Here is a 15841-nt window from a genome sequence, read left to right on the forward strand (position 1 = left end):
ATGGGGATCTCGGCGTTCGACCGCGACGACTGGCAGTGGCTCAACGAGCCCGCCTCCTGGTCCGACGAGGGCGGGCTGACCATCACCACCGACCCGGACACGGACTTCTGGCGCACCACGCACTACGGGTTCACCCGGGACACCGGCCACGTGCTGGGCGTCCCCCTGACCGGCGACTTCTGCCTGCTGGCCGCCTTCACCGCCGACTACGCCGCCCAGTACGACCAGGCGGGCATCGCGCTGCGCGTGGACGAGCGGAACTGGATCAAGGCGGGCGTCGAACTGGTGGACGACGAGTTCCAGGTCAGCACGGTCGTCACCCGCGACTTCTCGGACTGGTCGGTCGTCCCCGCCGGGCCGATCACCCGCGTCACGATCTCCGCCGCGCGCGAGGGCGACACGGTGACCGTCCGGTACGGCCTGGGCGACGACGAGCCGACTACGATGCTGCGGCTCGCGTACTTCCCGCCCGAGGTCGAGGTGCTGGCCGGGGTGATGGCGGCGGCGCCCACCGGGCCCGGTTTCGCCGCCCGGTTCGACCGGGTGCAGGTCACAACGGCCTAGGGCTTACCGTGGAACCGTGCGGTTGAGCTTCCTGTTGCGACCCGGCTGGCTCGCGTTGACGCTGGCGGTCTGGGTGTTCGCGGGCGCGTGCTTCGCGCTGCTCGCCCCGTGGCAGTTCAGCCGCGACACCGAGCGCGAGGCCCAGAACCACGCCGTGACCTCGTCCATCCGCGACCAGCCGGTGCCCGTCGCGCAGGTCCTGGGCGAGCCCAACGCGGCCAACGAGTGGCGGCGGGTCACCATGACCGGCCGCTACCTGCCCGAGGGGCAGGCCATCGCGCGGCTGCGGACCGTGCAGGGCGAGGCGGCCTCCGAGGTGCTGACCCCGTTCCGGCTGGACAGCGGCGAGACCGTGCTGGTCGACCGCGGGTACGTGCGGCCGGTGAACGGGCTGAAGGTGCCCGAGCTCAAGCCCGTGCCCACGGACACCGTGACGCTCATCGCCTGGGTGCGGGCCGGCGAGAACGACAACCGCGACGCCATCGAGCGCGACGGCCACCGCGAGGTCTACGCGATCAACTCGGCCGTCGTGGGCCGCGCGGCGGGCCTGGACATCCGCCCCGGCTACTTCCAGCTCACCGAGGGCCAGCCGGGCCTGGAAGAAGCGCTGCCGCTGCCCAAGCTGGACGCCGGCCCGTTCTTCTCCTACGCCCTGCAGTGGATCGCGTTCGGCGCGATGGCCCTGGCCGGGTGGCTGTACTTCACCGTCCGCGAGGCCCGGCCGGGCGGCGCGCTCAGCGAGCCGAGGCCGAAGCGGAAGTCCGTCGCCGAGATGCTCGCCGAGGACGAAGCAGGAGCGCCAGCGCCGAGGTGACCGCGGCGGCGCCCGCGCCGACCACCCGCGACAGCTCCACCGCCCGCGTCACGTGGCCCGCGTCCGGGTTGCGGCCGTGGCCCAGCACCGGGCGGTCCTCCGCGCCGTGCGCGTACACCGTGCGGCCACCCAGCCGGATCTCCAGCGCGCCCGCGAACGCCGCCTCCACCTGGCCCGCGTTCGGGCTCGGGTGGGCCGAGGCGTCCCGCCGCCACGTCCGCCACGCCTCGCCGCCCGAGCCGCCGACCACCGGCGCGCCCGCCGTGGTGAGCAGGGCCGCGAGCCGGGACGGCACCAGGTTGGCCAGGTCGTCCAGCCGGGCCGAGGCCCAGCCGAACCGGCTGTAGCGGGCGTTGCGGTGGCCCACCATGGCGTCCAGCGTGTTCGCCGCGCGGTAGCCGAGCAGGCCCGGCACGCCCGCGACCGCGCCCCAGAACAGCGGGGCGACGACGGCGTCGGACGTGTTCTCCGCCACGGATTCGACGGTCGCTTTGGCCAGGCCGAGGGTGTCCAGGCGGCTCGGTTCCCGGCCGCACAGGTTCGGCAGGCGGCGGCGGGCCGCGTCCAGGTCGCCGCCGTCGAGCTCGCGGCCCATCGCGGTGCCCTCGTCGGCCAGCGACGACCCGCCGAGCACGGCCCACGTGGCGGCGGCGGTGGTCACGGCCTGGAAGACGGGGTGCCGCTTGCCGAGGCGTTCGACGGCGACGCCCGCCAGCACGGCGCCACCGACCAGAGCGGCGGTGTAGGCGGCGCCGGCGGCCTCGTGGTCGCGGTAGACCTTGCGCTCCAGCGACGCGGCGACGCGGCCGAATCCCGCTACCGGGTGATATCTGCGGGGGTCTCCGAACACCGCGTCGGCGGCCACCCCCAGCACCAACCCGACCGCGCGTCCCACACTCACGGGGGCACGGTATCCCGCGAGGAGTCGGTGCCCCGCATTAGGGTGCCTCCCGTGGAACCGGCCCGTCTGAAGCTCTACGCGTACCTGGACGCCCGTGATCACCAGCGCACCTACCTGGCGATCATGCGGCTGTTCACGTCCACGCTGCTGGCCGACCTGTCCGCGGGCGAGGTCGCCGGCGCGCTGGCCGGGGCGGAGCGGGAGGGCCGGGTCGAACCGGGCGAGTCGCGCATCGAGAACGTGATCAACCGGCTCAAGCAGCTGGTCGAGTGGGGCAACCTGGTGCAGGGGCGGCGCGAGGTGGTGGCCTCCAGCATCGCGGAGTTCCAGCACGGCAGCGTGCGCTACCAGGTGTCCAAGCTGGCCGTGCGGGTGCAGCGGGACGTGGACGAGCTGCTGCGGGTGCCCGAGGGCGCGCGGGAGGTGTCCCGGGAGCTGCTGCCGGCCGTCGAACGCGGTCTGGGCGCGTTGGGGCGCACGCTGTCCGAGGCGCTGATGAGCGAGGGCCGCCGCCCGCGCGAGGTGCTGGCCGAGCAGGTGACCACGCTGTTCCTCCAGCACGCCGAGCTGGCCGCCACGGTCCGCGACTTCTACGCCTACCTGGGGCAGGTCGTGACCCGCCACCACCTGGCGCCCGAGGAGATCTCCGGCTTCCGCAACCTGCTGGTCGAGTACATCCAGATGGTCGTGGAGGACGTGCTGCGGCACACGCCCGCCATCGCCGACGCCCTGTCCCGGTTGACCGGCGCCCGCGGCGAACTGCTGCGCCTGCTGGGCCGCGCCGACCTGGGCGACCGGGTGGAGCGGGCGCGCGGGCGCACCGACGCGGACTGGCAGGAGCTGACCGACTGGTTCGTCGACCGGCCCGGCCGTCCCAGCCAGGTCACCGCGCTGCGCGAGGCGACCGCACGGGCCATCGGGTCGCTGCTGGCCAGCGTGAAACGGGCCACGTCCGGCGGCGGGCTGCTGCCGTCCCGGCGCGCGGACCTGCTCAAACTCGCCGCCTGGTTCGACGCGGGCACCCGGTCGCAGGCCCACACCCTGTACGCGGCGGCGTTCGGCCTGCACTCCGCGCGGCACCTGTCCCCGGCGCCCGAGCACGACAGCGACAACGAGCGCACCCCGTGGCGGGACGGCCCGGTGGTGGACGTGACGGTGAGCGTGCGCAGCCGCGCCGACCGGGCGGGCCGCGGCAAGACCTCGCGCATCCTGGACGACCCGATGACCGAGCAGTCCCTGCTCGCCGAGGCGCGCGAGGCCGACGAGCGGCGCGCGGCGTCGGTGGCCGAACTGTCCGCCGCCGCGCCCCGGCTGGCCACCACGACGCTGTCCGGCGAAGCGCTGGGCGTGCTGTGCGAGCTGCTGACCCTGGCGATGGCGCAACGCGACACCGCTTCGGACTCCGGGTCGGCCACGGACCCGGTGCGCGGCCTGCGCGTGACCGTGGCGCACGCGCCCGGCCAGTCGGCCGTGGTCCGCGCGCACGGCGGGACGCTGACCCTCCACGACTCGACGCTGGTGCTCGACTGATGTTCGACGACCTCTCCGACATCGACGCCGCCAACGTCGTCCGCTGCGCGCGGACCCTGCTGCGGCGGCCCCTGCTGCGCGCCGACGGGCCGGACGGCGAGCTGGTGGCCCTGGTGTACCGGCACCGGTTCGCGCTCCAGGACCTGTTCGCGCGGCTGCTGGGCTACCGGCTGGTGGTGGAACGGCGGTTCGCCCGGCTCTACAAGGCCGGTCCCGGCGAGGACGACTCGCGCGGCGTGCTGGGCCTGTCCCCGCGCGGGTACGCCTACGTGGCGCTGACCATGGCCGTGCTGATCGGCATCGGTCGGCAGACCCTGCTGTCCCGGCTGGTCGCGGACGTGCGGGCGGCGGCGGTGGAGGCGGGTCTGGAGGTCGTCGACGACGTCGTGGACCGGCGGGCGCTGACGGCGGCGCTGCGGCACCTGGTGTCGCTGGGCGTGCTGCACGAGACCGAGGGCACGGTCGACATGCAGACCGAGGCGCTGATCACCGTGGACACCGACCTGCTGGGCCAGTTGCTGACCGGTCCGGTGGGCGAGGCGTCGTCGCCGGAGCGGCTGGTGGAGCTGGCGGCCCGGCCCGGCCCGCGCGGGGTGGAGCACGCGGTGCGGCGCAAGCTCGTGGAGAACCCGGTGGTGCTGTACGCGGACCTGCCGCCGGAGCAGGCGGAGTGGTTGCGGCGCAACCAGCGCAAGGAGTCCGTGCTGCTGGAGACGTCGTTCGGGCTCTACACCGAGAGCCGGTCCGAGGGCGTGCTGGCGGCCGACCCCGAGGACTACCTGACCGACCTGTACTTCCCCGGCACCTCTACGGTGGCGCGGTTGGCGTTGCTGGCGCTGCCCGAGCTGTTGTCGGGGGAACCCCGCGCGGACGGGCGGCACCCCGTCGCGCGGGACCGGCTGCTTGAGGTGTGCGGCGAGCTGGTGGAGGACTACCCGGCGGCGTGGTCGAAGCAGTTCACCGACGACCTGGAGCGGTTGGCGGACGAGGTGCTGGAACTGCTGCGGCGCATGGGTCTCGCGGTGTCCACAGAGGACGGTTGGCTGGTCAACGCCGCCGCCCACCGGTGGCTGCCGCAACCCGACGGCGACCCGGAACGCGAAGTGGAGCGACCGGTGGCCGTCCCCGAGGTGCCGAGCTGGTCGTTGTTCGATGAGGAGAGCGTGTGAACAGGTGGCGGCTGCACCGCGGCGGCATCGTCAACATCTGGCAGTACACCGAGCAGACGTTCGACTTCTCCGGTGGCCGCGCGATCTTCCAGGGCACCAACGGGTCCGGCAAGTCGCGCACGCTGGAACTGCTGCTGCCGCTGTGCCTGGACGGCGACCTGCGGCAGGTCGGCTCCAAGGGCTTCGACACGGTGTCGCTGCGCCGGCTCATGCTCGACGACTACGACGGCGGCCCCAACCGGATCGGGTACGCGTGGGTCGAGCTGGTGCGCGGTGACGACGAGTTCCTGACCTGCGGGTTGGGGGTGAAGGCGTCCAAGACCTCCCAGGCGATCACGGACTCGTGGCGGTTCGTCACCGCCCGCCGGGTCGGGCACGACCTGACCCTGGTGGGCGCGGAGCGGACGCCGCTGGGACCGGCGCAGCTGCGGGACCTGATCGGCGCGGACTGCGTGCTGGAGGAGGCCGCGTTCCGGGCGAAGATCGCCGAGACGGTGTACGGCGTGCCCGCCGCCCGGTACGGCGACCTGCTGCACCTCCAGCGGACCCTGCGCAACCCCGACGTCGGGTTGAAGGTCTTGGAGGGGCAGCTGGAGCAGATCCTGTCCGACGCCTTGCCGCCGCTGGACCAGGCGATGGTGGAGCAGCTGGCGACGTCGTTCGACGACCTGGAGTCGATCCGGGAGAACATCGTGCGGCTGTCGTCGGCGGACGCGGCGCTCGGGACGTTCCTCAAGACGTACTCCGACTACGCCTTCGGTGGCCTGCGGGCGTCGGCCGAGCGGTTGGGGTCGGCCGAGGACTCGGTGCGCAAGCTGGAGCGGGCGTCGGCGAAGTTGTCCGCGTCGCTGACCGAAACCCTGGCCGAACGGGCCGCCGCCGAGGCGTCGCTGGAGGCGTTGGAGTCCGGTGAGCAGCAGGCCGAGGAGACCATCGGGGCGCTGAAGGAGCTGCCCGCGTTCCGCGACCTCCAGGACCTGCAGACGCGCGAGAAGCTGGTGGCGGAGAAGCGGTCCTCGGCGATCGCCGCCCTGGAGATGGCGAGCAAGCAGCGGTCGCAGGAGGACGGCGCGGTCGACGGCGTGCTCCGCCTGCTGCGCCGCCTGGCCGACGACCTGTCCGCGGCCGACGAGCTGGTCGAGCCCCTGCGCCACCACCTGCGCGTGGCCGGCCTGGACCCGGCGCTGGTCCCGGACGTGCCGCGGGTGCCGGTGCCGGAGGCGGAGGTGCGCACCGAGTCCGTGCGGGCCAAGCCGGACCCCGAGGCCGGGCCGCTGCCCATCGAACGCCGCGTGCCGCCGCCGGTGGCCGACCTCGACCTGTCCGCCGCCGACCGCACCGGCGAGATCGCCTCCCTGGCCCGCCGGCGCGGCGCCCTGGCCCTGGCCCTGCACCGGCAGGCCGAGGAGCTGGAGGCCGGGCAGCGCAAGGTGGACACCCTCCGCCAGACCGCCCGCGACGCCCAGCAGGCGGCGACCGAGGCGGCGGCGCTGCGCAACCGGGAGGCCCAGGAGCTGGCCGAGGTCGCCTTGTCCTGGCTGGAGGACGTGCGTGCCTGGCAGGACTCGGGCCCCGCCCGCCCCGCCGACGACCTGCCCCTGCCGACGACGGTCGACCCGACCACGGTCGATCCCTCAGCGGCCCGCAAGGTCACCTCCGCCGCCCGCGAGTGGGTCGGCCCGCTGGTCGCGGCGGCCCGCGACACCGCCCACGCCGCCACCGCCCGACGTGCCGAACTGCACGCCACCATCGACGCCCTGGACGCCGAACTCGCGGGCCTGCGCTCCGGCACGGCCCGGGTGCCCGAGCGGGCCCGGTTCGCGGTCGCCGAACGCGACCCGGCGGCGGGCTCGCCGTTCTACCGCCTGGTCGACTTCGCCCCCGAGGTGCCCGAGGCCGACCGCGCCGGCCTGGAGGCGGCACTGGAGGCGTCGGGCCTGCTCAACGCCTGGGTCACCGCCTCCGGCACGGTCACGAGCGCCGCCACCGGCCCGGCACCGAGCGACACCGGCTCGGCAGTGGACAGCGACGCCGGCCCGGCATTGGACAGCGGCGCCGGCGCGGCGGGCGACGGTGCCGACGGGCCGACGGGCGGGGATGTCGTCGCCGTGCCGCGCGAGCCGGTGCCCGGTCCGTCCCTCGCGTCGGTGCTCGTGCCGGCCGTGGAGCCCAGCTCGCCGGTGCCCGCGGAGGTCGTGGCGTCCCTGCTGGCGTCGGTGTCCCTGTCCCCCGCCGACGGCCCGTTCGCCGTGACGGCCGACGGCCGGTGGAGCGCCGGCGTGCTGACCGGCTCGTGGCACAAGGACGCGGCCGAGTTCATCGGCGCCGGCGCCCGCGAAGCCGCCCGCCGCCGCCGGATCGCCGAGCTGGAGGACGAGCTGTCCGCCCTCCGGACCGACCTGGGCACCGCCGAGGCCGACCTGGCCGCCGCGCGCAGCCTGGTCGAGCGGTGGGAAGCGCACCTGGACCGCCTCCCCACCGACCGCACCCTGGTCGCCAAGCACGGCCGCCTGCAGGCCGCGCAGGAGTCCGCCGACCGCGCCGCCAAGCGCGCCGCGGAACTGCGCGCCGAACTGGAGTCCGCCCAGGTCCGCGGTGAAGCGGCGCACGCCGAGGTCGTGCGCCAGGCCGGGGACGCGGGCCTGCCCGCCACCACCGAGGGCCTGCGCCAGGCCCAGGACGCCGCCGCCGAGGCCCAGCGCACCGCCGACCGGCTCGGCGACGTGCTGCGCCGCCAGTGCCGCGCGACCCTCGCCGACCTCACCGACGCCGGCCACCGCTACCACGCGGCCGTCGAGGACCGGGTGGCCGCCGAGGCCGACGCCGAGGCGCGGTGCGTGGACTACGCGACCCAGGCAGGCACGTTGGCCGAGCTGACCGACGCGATCGGCGGCGAGGCCAAGGAGATCGCCACCCAACTGTCCACGTTGGAGCGGTCGCGCCGGGAGATGCGCGACGAGCTGAAGGGCGTCCGGGAGCGGGTCGCGTCGGCCCGCGAGCAGGCGGCGAAGCTGTCCGCCCAGCTCGACACCGCCGCCGAGCAGCTGACGGCGGCGCAGGACGCGCGGGTGCGGGCGGTGGAGCAGTTCAAGGCCACCATCGCCGCACCCGGCGTGCTGGTGGCGGCGCTGCCCGACGTGCCGGAGGACGTCGAGTCGGTGCGGGCGGCGCTGACCATGTCCGACCGGCGCGGCGCGGGCGAGGCGACGGTGATCACCAAGCTCCAGGCGTTGCAGACGGCGTTGGCGGGCAGCCACGACATCGCGGCCGAGCAGCACGAGGGCCTGCTGACGGTGACCGTGACCGGCGAGGAGGGCGCGCGACCGGTCGCGGTGGCCGCCCGACAGGTGACCGCGAAGCTGGCCGAGCAGCGCGGGTTCCTGGACGAGCGCTACCAGAACATCTTCGCCGACTACCTCATCCGCGACCTCGCCGAGTGGCTGCGCGGGCAGATCGCCGTGGCCGAGGACCTGTGCCGGCGGATGAACGAGGTGCTCGGGCGGGCGCGGTCGTCGCAGGGCGTCCACGTGAAGCTCGCGTGGAAGCCCTCAGCGGCGCTGGAGGAGGAGACGCGCGACGCGCTGGCCCTGGTCCGCCTGCCCTACGCGGACCGCGACCCGGAGCAGGACGCCGTGCTCCGGCGGGTGTTCACCGAGCGGATCGAGGCCGAGCGCGACTCGCACTCGGGCAGCTACGCCGAGATCCTGTCCCGCGCGCTGGACTACCGGACGTGGCACCAGTTCACGGTGACCGTGGCCGACACCGGTCCCGACGGCAACCCCCGCGAGCGGCGGCTGCGGCAGCTGTCGTCGGGCGAGACGCGCCTGATCTCGTACGTGACCCTGTTCGCGGCGGCGGCGTCGTTCTACGACGCGGTGACCGGCGACTTCGCGCCCCTGCGCCTGGTGCTGCTGGACGAGGCGTTCGAGCGGCTGGACGACCCGACCATCGCGCGCATGCTCGGTCTGCTGGTGGACCTGGACATGGACTGGGTCATCACGTGGCCCAGCGGCTGGGGCGTGTCGGACAAGATCCCCCGGATGCACATCTACGACGTGCTGCGCCCCAAGAACGGCCGCGGCGTGGCCTGCACCCAGACCACGTGGGACGGCGCGGCCCTGGACCGCGTCGACCCCTGACCCCAGCGGGACGACACCCGCCCCGAGCACCGGCCGCGCCCACCGCAAGCCAGCCGGTGCACACGGCCGGCACACGCCGCACCCGCGAGCCGGGCCGGTGCACACGGCCGGTACACGCCGCACCCGCGAGCCGGCCGGGCGACCCCGCGCCGTCCCCGTGTGTCAGCCGACCCGGCCGGCGACCCGCTTCACCCCGCCGGACGCGAGCAGGTCGGCGACCGGCAGCGTGGCGGCCCCGAGCGCCACCGACTCGGGCCCCAGCTCGCACAGCGTGATCGACACCTGCTCGAACGGCCGCCGCAACGCGTGGGTCGCGGCCTCGGCCCGGATCTCGTCCAGCAACCGCTCCCCGAGCAGCAACCCGGCCCACCCGCCGAGCACCACCAGCGACGGGTTGAACAGGTTGATCAGGTTCCCGATGCCCACCCCGGCGAACCGCGCGGTCTCCGCCAGCACCTCCCGCGCCGCCGGCGAGTCGCTGCCGACCAACGCCCGCAACGCCTCCTCCTGCTCGACGGGCACCCCGTCCTCCAGCGCCCGGTACCGCTCCACAACCCCCGCCGCCCCGATGTAGGCCTCCAGGCACCCGGCCGCACCGCACCGGCAGGCCCGACCGTCCAGCGCGACGGTCGTGTGCCCCCACTCCCCCGCGCCACCGGACACCCCGCGGTAGGGCACCCCACCGGCGATGACGCTCGCGCCGACCCCGGACCCGATCAGCGCGACGACCACGTCGTCCGTCCCCCGCCCGGCGCCGAACCAGGACTCGGCCTGCCCGAGCGTGTTGGCCCCGTTGTCCAGGTAGAGCGGCAGGTCGGTGCCCTCGCGCAACATCCGCTCGAACGGCACCCCGTGCCACCCGACCGTCTGCGTGTAGACGACCCCCTGCTCGACCAGCCCCGGCAGCCCGACCCCGACCCCGAGCACGTCGTCCACCCCGGCCTCCGCCAGGCACGTGGCCAGCCCGGCGAGCACCTGGCGCGCGACCTCGTCCGCCGGGTACGCGCCGGGGTCCATCGGAAAGGTCGCCATCGCCAGCCGCCGCAACGTCAGGTCGAACACCTCGACCAGCACGTGCGTCTCCCCGACGTCCACCCCGACCACGGCCGCGAAGGACGGGTTGACCCGCAACAACACCCGGGGCCGACCGCCGTCCGAGTCGACCTGCCCGGCCTCCACCACGACCCCGTCGCCGATCAGCTCACCGACGACGTTGCTGACCGACGCCTGGCTCAACCCGGTGATCCCGGCGAGTTCCTGCCGGCTGCGCGGCTGGTCGAAGTACAGCGCGCGCAACACCCGCGCCCGGTTCCCGGCGCGCAGGTCGCGCACGGTCAGCTTGCGGTGCACCGTCACCCCCTCATCCAAGCCCAGTGGCGACGGTTCGTCATGGCGATCGCCCGGAACGACCCGGAGCAGGGGACCGGTCCCGCGGTCAGGAAGCCGGTCCCACGGTCAGGGGGCCGATCCGCGGTCAGGGGCGAACCGCTGGGCATCCCACTTGCCGTGCGCCTCAAGGAGCTTGCGCCCCACCCGCCGCAGGTCGGCGAGGTCGCGTTCGGTGAGCGTCCCCGCGAACTCCTCCGCCACGGCCGCCCGGTAGGCGGGCGCGGTGGTCGCCTTGAGCACCCGCCGGCCCTCGTCGGTCAGCGCCGCGTACACCACCCGCCGGTTCTCGGGCTGTTGCGACCGCTCCAACCACCCGCGCCGGACGAGCCGCTCCACCAGCCGCGTCACCCCGCTCGGGCTCACCGCGAGCAGGTCGGACAGCTCGGACATCGGCAGCCGCCCGTTCATGTCGATCCGGTACAGCGCCTCGTGCTCCAGCAGCGAACACCCGGCCGCCGCCTCCACGCGCTCACCCATCGCGACGCGCACGGCGTCCACCCCCTGCTGCACGTACAGCCACGCCAGCAGCGCCTCGCTCGGCTCGAACCGGTCCACGCCGACCATGCTACCAACTCGCTTGACGCCGGTACATTTTCAGTGACAACCTTTGAGCATGGAAACGACATTGGTGACCGGCGCGACCGGCGCCCAGGGCGGTGCCGTCGCCCGACTCCTCCTCGACCGCGGCCACCCCGTCCGCGCCCTCACCCGCGACCCGGAAAGCCCGGCCGCACAACGACTCCGCGCGGCCGGCGCGGAGATCGCCCACGGCGACTTCGACGACCCGTCGTCGCTCAAGGCGGCCCTGCACGGCGTCGGCTCGGTCTTCGCGGTCACCACCCCGTTCGGCACCGACCCCGACACCGAGACCCGGCAGGGCATCGCCTTGGTCGACGCCGCCCACGAGGTCGACCACATCGTGTTCACGTCGGCCTCCAACGCCGACCGCGGCACCGGCATCCCGCACTTCGACAGCAAGCAGCGCATCGAAGAGCACCTCGCGCGCGGGCACGTCCCGTGGACCGTCCTAGGCCCCGCCGCGTTCATCGACGACAAGTTCGGCGACTGGACCCTCGACGGCCTGCGCCGCGGCATCCTCGGCCTGCCGCTGCCGTCGGACAAGCCACTGCACCTGGTGGCCGTCGCCGACATCGCCGCCGTCGCGGTCCTCGCCCTGGAACAACCGGACCGCTTCACCGGCCGCCGCCTCGACCTCGCCGGCGAGGCCCTGAGCCCGGCGGGCATGGCGGCAGCGCTCACCGAGGCGATCGGCACCCCCATCCGCCACCACCGCCCGCCGCTGGAGGTGGTGGAACGGCACTCGGCCGACCTCGCCGCGATGTTCCGCTACTTCACCGAGGTCGGCACGGACATCGACGTGCCCGCCCTGCACGCCGAACTGCCCGAGATCACCTGGCGCCGGTACGCCGACGTCGTGCGCACCGTCCCGTGGGCGGACCTGCTCTGACCCGCGACGACCGGGTCAACCGCATCGGCCGCGAGGCCCGAGCACGGTCGACCCGGCGAGGCGCACGGAGGCGTCCCGGGATTACGGCTAGTCCGCCGCCGCCCACGACTGGATCATCCGGTACGCGATCGACGCGCCCGGCGCCAACAGCAGGTCCGGCACACTGCCCGGCACCGCCAGCGCCTGGCGCACCTCCGCCCGGGTGACCCACTTGGCCTCCGCGATCTCACCGTCGGCCGGCCGCAGCGGCTCGTCCGGGTCGCCGACCGCCTCGAACCCGACCATCAACGACCGCGGGAACGGCCACGGCTGGCTGCCGAGGTACCGGATGCCGGTCACCTCGACACCGACCTCCTCGGCGATCTCCCGGGCCACGCACGCCTCCAGCGACTCGCCGGCCTCGACGAACCCGGCCAGCACGGAGTACCGGCCCGCCGGCCAGCCCTCGCCGCGCGCGAGCAAGACCCGGTCGGCGCCGTCGTGCACCAGGCAGATCACCGCCGCGTCGGTGCGCGGGTACTCCTCGCGGCCACACCGCGAGCACACCCGCGCCCAGCCCGACTTCACCGACTCGGTGGACCCGCCGCACTTCGCGCAGAAGGACGCCGACCGGTGCCAGTGGAACAGGGCCACCGCGGAGGTGAACAGGCCGGCGCCGGTGTCGTCGAGCAACGCGCCGACCGCCCGCAGGTCGAGCCACTGCGGCTCGTCGGTCAGCTCGGGCGCGAACCACGCCCGGCCGGCGGGCGCGGCCACGTCGGTCTCGTCCGCCGTGGGCACCGCCCACCAGGCCACGCCGTCCTGCTCGCCGAGCAGGACGGCGGTGTCGGGCGGCCCGTCACCGAAGTCGGTGGCGGGCCGGTCGACCAGCCGCGTGCCGTGGTCCGCGACCAGGGTCCGCCCGTGCGTGTCCACGGTGATGGCCCTGGCCTTGGGCCACAGCTGTGCGATCCGCTCGGTGTCGCCGCGCAGCGGTTCCCGCCGGTCGACGGTGAACCGCGACAGGGCGGGCAGCTCCACCAGCTCAAAGCTCACGGCAGGGTGACACCACCCAGCGCGCGCAGCTGCGGCGCGAGCAGCTCGGCGTCGCCCACCAGGACCCCGGTGAACGCGGTGGGCGCGAAGAACTCCAGCGCCACCTCGGCCACCTGCTCGACGGTGACCGCCGCCAGCCGGTCCGGGTGCCCGGTGAACCACTCGATGTCCAGCCCGAGCCCGGCGAGGTTGACCAGGAACGACGCCAGCCCGCCCTGCGACGACGTCGCGGTCAGCAACGACCCGATGGCGTACCGCCGCGCGGTGTCCACCTCGGACTCGGTCGGCGGGACCAGCGCGAGCCGGCCCAGCTCGTACCGGGTCTCCATCAGCGCCGCCGCGGTGACCTCGCTCGCCGTGTCGGCGTCCACCAGCAGCGTCGCCCCGCCCGGCGTGAACTCCGGGTGCGAGCGGGCGCTGTAGGTGTAGCCCTTGTCCTCGCGGATGTTCTCCACCAGCCGCGAGGAGAAGAACCCGCCGTAGACCAGGTTCGCGATCTGCAGCGCCGGGTAGCGCGGGTCGGTGCGGACCAGGCCGCGCCCGGCTAGCCGGATCTGCGACTGGACCGCGCCCGCGCGCGGCACGAACAGCACGTCACCGCCCTGGACCGGCGGCAGCGGGCGCAGCGACACCGCGCTGCCCTCGCCCACCCACGAGCCCAGCGCGGCCTCGACCGCCCGCACGGCGGCGTCCGGCTCGACGTCGCCGACCACCACCAGCACGGACCCGCGCGGCAGGACGGCCCGCGCGTGCAGCGCGAGCACGTCCTCCCGCCCGACCTCGGCGACCTCTTCCGCCTCGGGCATCTCCTTGGCGAACGGGTGGTCGCCGTACAGGTGGCGCTGCAGCGCCTCCCGCGCGATCACGTTGGGCTGCGACCGCGCGAGCCGGATGCGCTCCACCAGCCGGGCCCGCTCCCGCTCGACCTCCTCCGCCGGGTAGGTCGCGCCGGTGAGCGCGTCCCGCAGCACGTCGAGGACCGTGTCGAGCCCCGACACCAGCGAGTTGCCGGAGAACGCGAGCCGCTCCGGGTCGACCACCGCGTCCAGCTCGCCGCCGACCAGCGCCAGCTCGGTGTCCACGTCCACCCGGCTCCGCGTCGCGGTCCCGGTCAGGATCGTGTTCGCCAGCACCTCGGCCCGCGCGGCGTGCGCGGAACCGGCGCTGGAGTCCGCCGGGTCCGCGAACGGGATCCGCAGCCGCACCTCGACCAGCGGCACCGACGACCGGCGCACCGCGATGACCCGCAGCCCGTTGGACAGCTCGACGTCCACCGAGGACAGGTCCGCGGCGGCCCGCTGCTCGCCCAGGTCGGGCAGCGGACGCGGCCCCCGCTCCGTGCGGCCGATCTCCTCGGCGCTGCGGTGCGTCGTCGGGGCGCTCACTCGGTACCTCCGTTGTTCTCGTCGTTCTCCACGTGACCCGCCGGCTTGAGCAGCAGGACCGCCCGCGAGTCCGCCCGCAGCGCCTTGGCCGCCGCGGCGACGTCCTCGGTGGTGACGGCGGCCAGCTTCTCCGGCAGCTCGTACAGCAGCTCCGCCCGCCCGAACAGCAGCTCCGCCGAGCCGAGGCCGAGGGTGCGGCTGGTCAACCGGTCGTGCTCGCGGTGCATGGTGGACACCCACCGCGCGGTGACCTTCGCCAGTTCCTGCGCCGAAGGTCCTTCCTCCGCCACCCGCAACAGCTCCTCGTCCACCGCCGCGATCACCCGCTCGGACGGGACGTCCGGCGCGTGGATCGCGGTGATGCTGAACGTGTCCGGGTCGCGCGCCTCCAGCGGGCCGAACAGCCCGCAGCCGGCACCGACGTCGACCACGATCGCGTCCCGGTGCACCAGCCGTTGCTGGAGCCGCGAGCCGTCGCCGTCGGTGAGCACACCGGCGAGCACCAGGTAGGTCAGGTACCCCTCGACGTCGGCCACCGGGTCCGGGATGCGGTAACCCAGCGCGATGGCCGGCATCGGGGCGTGCTGGTCCGTGTGCTCCGCCCGCAGCTCGCCCTTCGGCGGCGCCTCGGCGAACGACGGCCGCACGGGCACGGGCCGTGCGGGCACGTCGCCGAAGTGCTTCTCCACCAGCGCGCGGGCCGCCTCGGGCGCGAAGTCGCCCGCCACGGTCAGGACCGCGTTGCCCGGCGCGTAATAGGTGTCGAAGAATGCGGCGCAATCATCCACTGTTGCGTTTTCAAGGTCCGTGAAATCGCCGTAGCCGTTGTGCGCGTTGGGGAACGTCTGGAACAGGACCGGCGGCAGCAGGATCCAGGGGAACCCGCCGTACGGCCGGTTGAGCACGTTGAGCCGGATCTCCTCCTTCACCACGTCGATCTGGTTGCGCAGGTTCTCCTCGGTCAGCTTCGGCGCCCGCATGCGGTCCGCCTCCAGGAACAGCGCCCGCTCCAGCGCGGCGGACGGCAGCACCTGGTAGTAGTCGGTGTAGTCGGGGTGCGTGGACCCGTTGAACGTGCCGCCCGAGGACTGCACGTGCCGGAAGTGCGCGAGCTTCTCCAAGCTCTCGCTGCCCTGGAACATCAGGTGCTCGAACAGGTGCGCGAACCCTGTCCGGCCCTCCGGCTCCGAACGGAATCCCACGTCGTAGTGCACGCTCACCCCGACGACCGGAGCGCTCGGGTCTGGGGCGAGCACCACCCGCAGGCCGTTGGGAAGCGTGAACCTGTGCAGTTCGGGTAGCGCCATGGACGCAGCCTACGGGTTTCCACTCCCGCCGGGACCGCAGGTCGCCCGCCCGGACCGCCGGCCGGCGCGAGCCCTGCGCGAACTGGGCCGACACCCGCCACACCACTCCGCCCACCCGCCCCGATGCCCGTCGGTTCGAG

12 protein-coding genes are annotated in these 15841 nt (G+C 74.3%); 6 read left to right on the forward strand and 6 right to left on the reverse strand.

The window, feature by feature from the left end; translation table 11 throughout:
* Positions 1–564: a DUF1349 domain-containing protein gene (locus tag ABD126_RS04785; protein ID WP_343932389.1), complete on the forward strand. Its 564-nt coding sequence runs from the start codon at positions 1–3 to the stop codon at positions 562–564.
* 16 nt (positions 565–580) lie between these two features.
* Entirely contained in the window at positions 581–1378 is a 798-nt protein-coding gene (locus ABD126_RS04790) for an SURF1 family cytochrome oxidase biogenesis protein (protein ID WP_343932390.1), read from the forward strand.
* On the opposite strand, the gene ABD126_RS04795 is transcribed toward ABD126_RS04790, so the two are convergent.
* The gene (locus ABD126_RS04795) at positions 1299–2279 is read right to left on the reverse strand and encodes a cobalamin biosynthesis protein (RefSeq protein WP_343932391.1); all 981 of its coding nucleotides are present in this window, start codon (positions 2277–2279) and stop codon (positions 1299–1301) included. The two genes, ABD126_RS04790 and ABD126_RS04795, sit on opposite strands and share 80 nt — an antisense overlap.
* Before the next feature lie 51 nt (positions 2280–2330).
* Between ABD126_RS04795 and ABD126_RS04800 the strand changes: the two genes are divergently transcribed.
* Genes ABD126_RS04800 through ABD126_RS04810 form a run of 3 tightly spaced genes read left to right on the forward strand, consistent with a single transcriptional unit; the run spans position 2331 to position 9117 of the window.
* A complete protein-coding gene (locus tag ABD126_RS04800; protein WP_343932392.1) occupies positions 2331–3809 on the forward strand; it encodes a DUF2397 domain-containing protein in 1479 nt (492 codons plus the stop codon).
* A complete protein-coding gene (locus tag ABD126_RS04805) occupies positions 3809–4978 on the forward strand; it encodes a TIGR02678 family protein (RefSeq protein ID WP_343932393.1) in 1170 nt (389 codons plus the stop codon). Before ABD126_RS04800 ends, ABD126_RS04805 begins: the two co-directional genes overlap by 1 nt.
* The gene (locus tag ABD126_RS04810) at positions 4975–9117 is read left to right on the forward strand and encodes an SbcC/MukB-like Walker B domain-containing protein (protein WP_343932394.1); all 4143 of its coding nucleotides are present in this window, start codon (positions 4975–4977) and stop codon (positions 9115–9117) included. Before ABD126_RS04805 ends, ABD126_RS04810 begins: the two co-directional genes overlap by 4 nt.
* A gap of 162 nt (positions 9118–9279) precedes the next feature.
* On the opposite strand, the gene ABD126_RS04815 is transcribed toward ABD126_RS04810, so the two are convergent.
* Both ABD126_RS04815 and ABD126_RS04820 read right to left on the reverse strand, forming a co-directional pair.
* Positions 9280–10467 (reverse strand): ROK family transcriptional regulator, encoded by a 1188-nt coding sequence (locus tag ABD126_RS04815; protein WP_343932955.1) that lies wholly within the window; start codon positions 10465–10467, stop codon positions 9280–9282.
* Between the two features lie 105 nt (positions 10468–10572).
* Positions 10573–11061: a MarR family winged helix-turn-helix transcriptional regulator gene (locus ABD126_RS04820; protein ID WP_343932395.1), complete on the reverse strand. Its 489-nt coding sequence runs from the start codon at positions 11059–11061 to the stop codon at positions 10573–10575.
* A gap of 58 nt (positions 11062–11119) precedes the next feature.
* Between ABD126_RS04820 and ABD126_RS04825 the strand changes: the two genes are divergently transcribed.
* Positions 11120–11974 carry an NmrA/HSCARG family protein gene (locus tag ABD126_RS04825; RefSeq protein ID WP_343932396.1) on the forward strand — a complete coding sequence of 285 codons (855 nt, stop codon included), beginning with the start codon at positions 11120–11122 and terminating at the stop codon, positions 11972–11974.
* An 87-nt stretch (positions 11975–12061) separates the two neighbouring features.
* On the opposite strand, the gene nudC is transcribed toward ABD126_RS04825, so the two are convergent.
* The 3 genes from nudC to ABD126_RS04840 are packed head-to-tail and all read right to left on the reverse strand — an operon-like array spanning position 12062 to position 15701.
* The gene (nudC, locus tag ABD126_RS04830; protein WP_343932397.1) at positions 12062–13009 is read right to left on the reverse strand and encodes an NAD(+) diphosphatase; all 948 of its coding nucleotides are present in this window, start codon (positions 13007–13009) and stop codon (positions 12062–12064) included.
* A complete protein-coding gene (locus tag ABD126_RS04835) occupies positions 13006–14394 on the reverse strand; it encodes a M16 family metallopeptidase (protein WP_343932398.1) in 1389 nt (462 codons plus the stop codon). The genes nudC and ABD126_RS04835 overlap by 4 nt, the downstream gene beginning before the upstream one ends.
* Complete coding sequence (locus tag ABD126_RS04840) at positions 14391–15701, reverse strand: M16 family metallopeptidase (protein ID WP_343932399.1); 1311 nt, start codon at positions 15699–15701, stop codon at positions 14391–14393. Before ABD126_RS04840 ends, ABD126_RS04835 begins: the two co-directional genes overlap by 4 nt.
* Between the last annotated feature and the right edge of the window lie 140 nt (positions 15702–15841).

This window comes from Saccharothrix mutabilis subsp. mutabilis (genome assembly GCF_039521145.1).
GTDB lineage: Bacteria > Actinomycetota > Actinomycetes > Mycobacteriales > Pseudonocardiaceae > Actinosynnema > Actinosynnema mutabilis.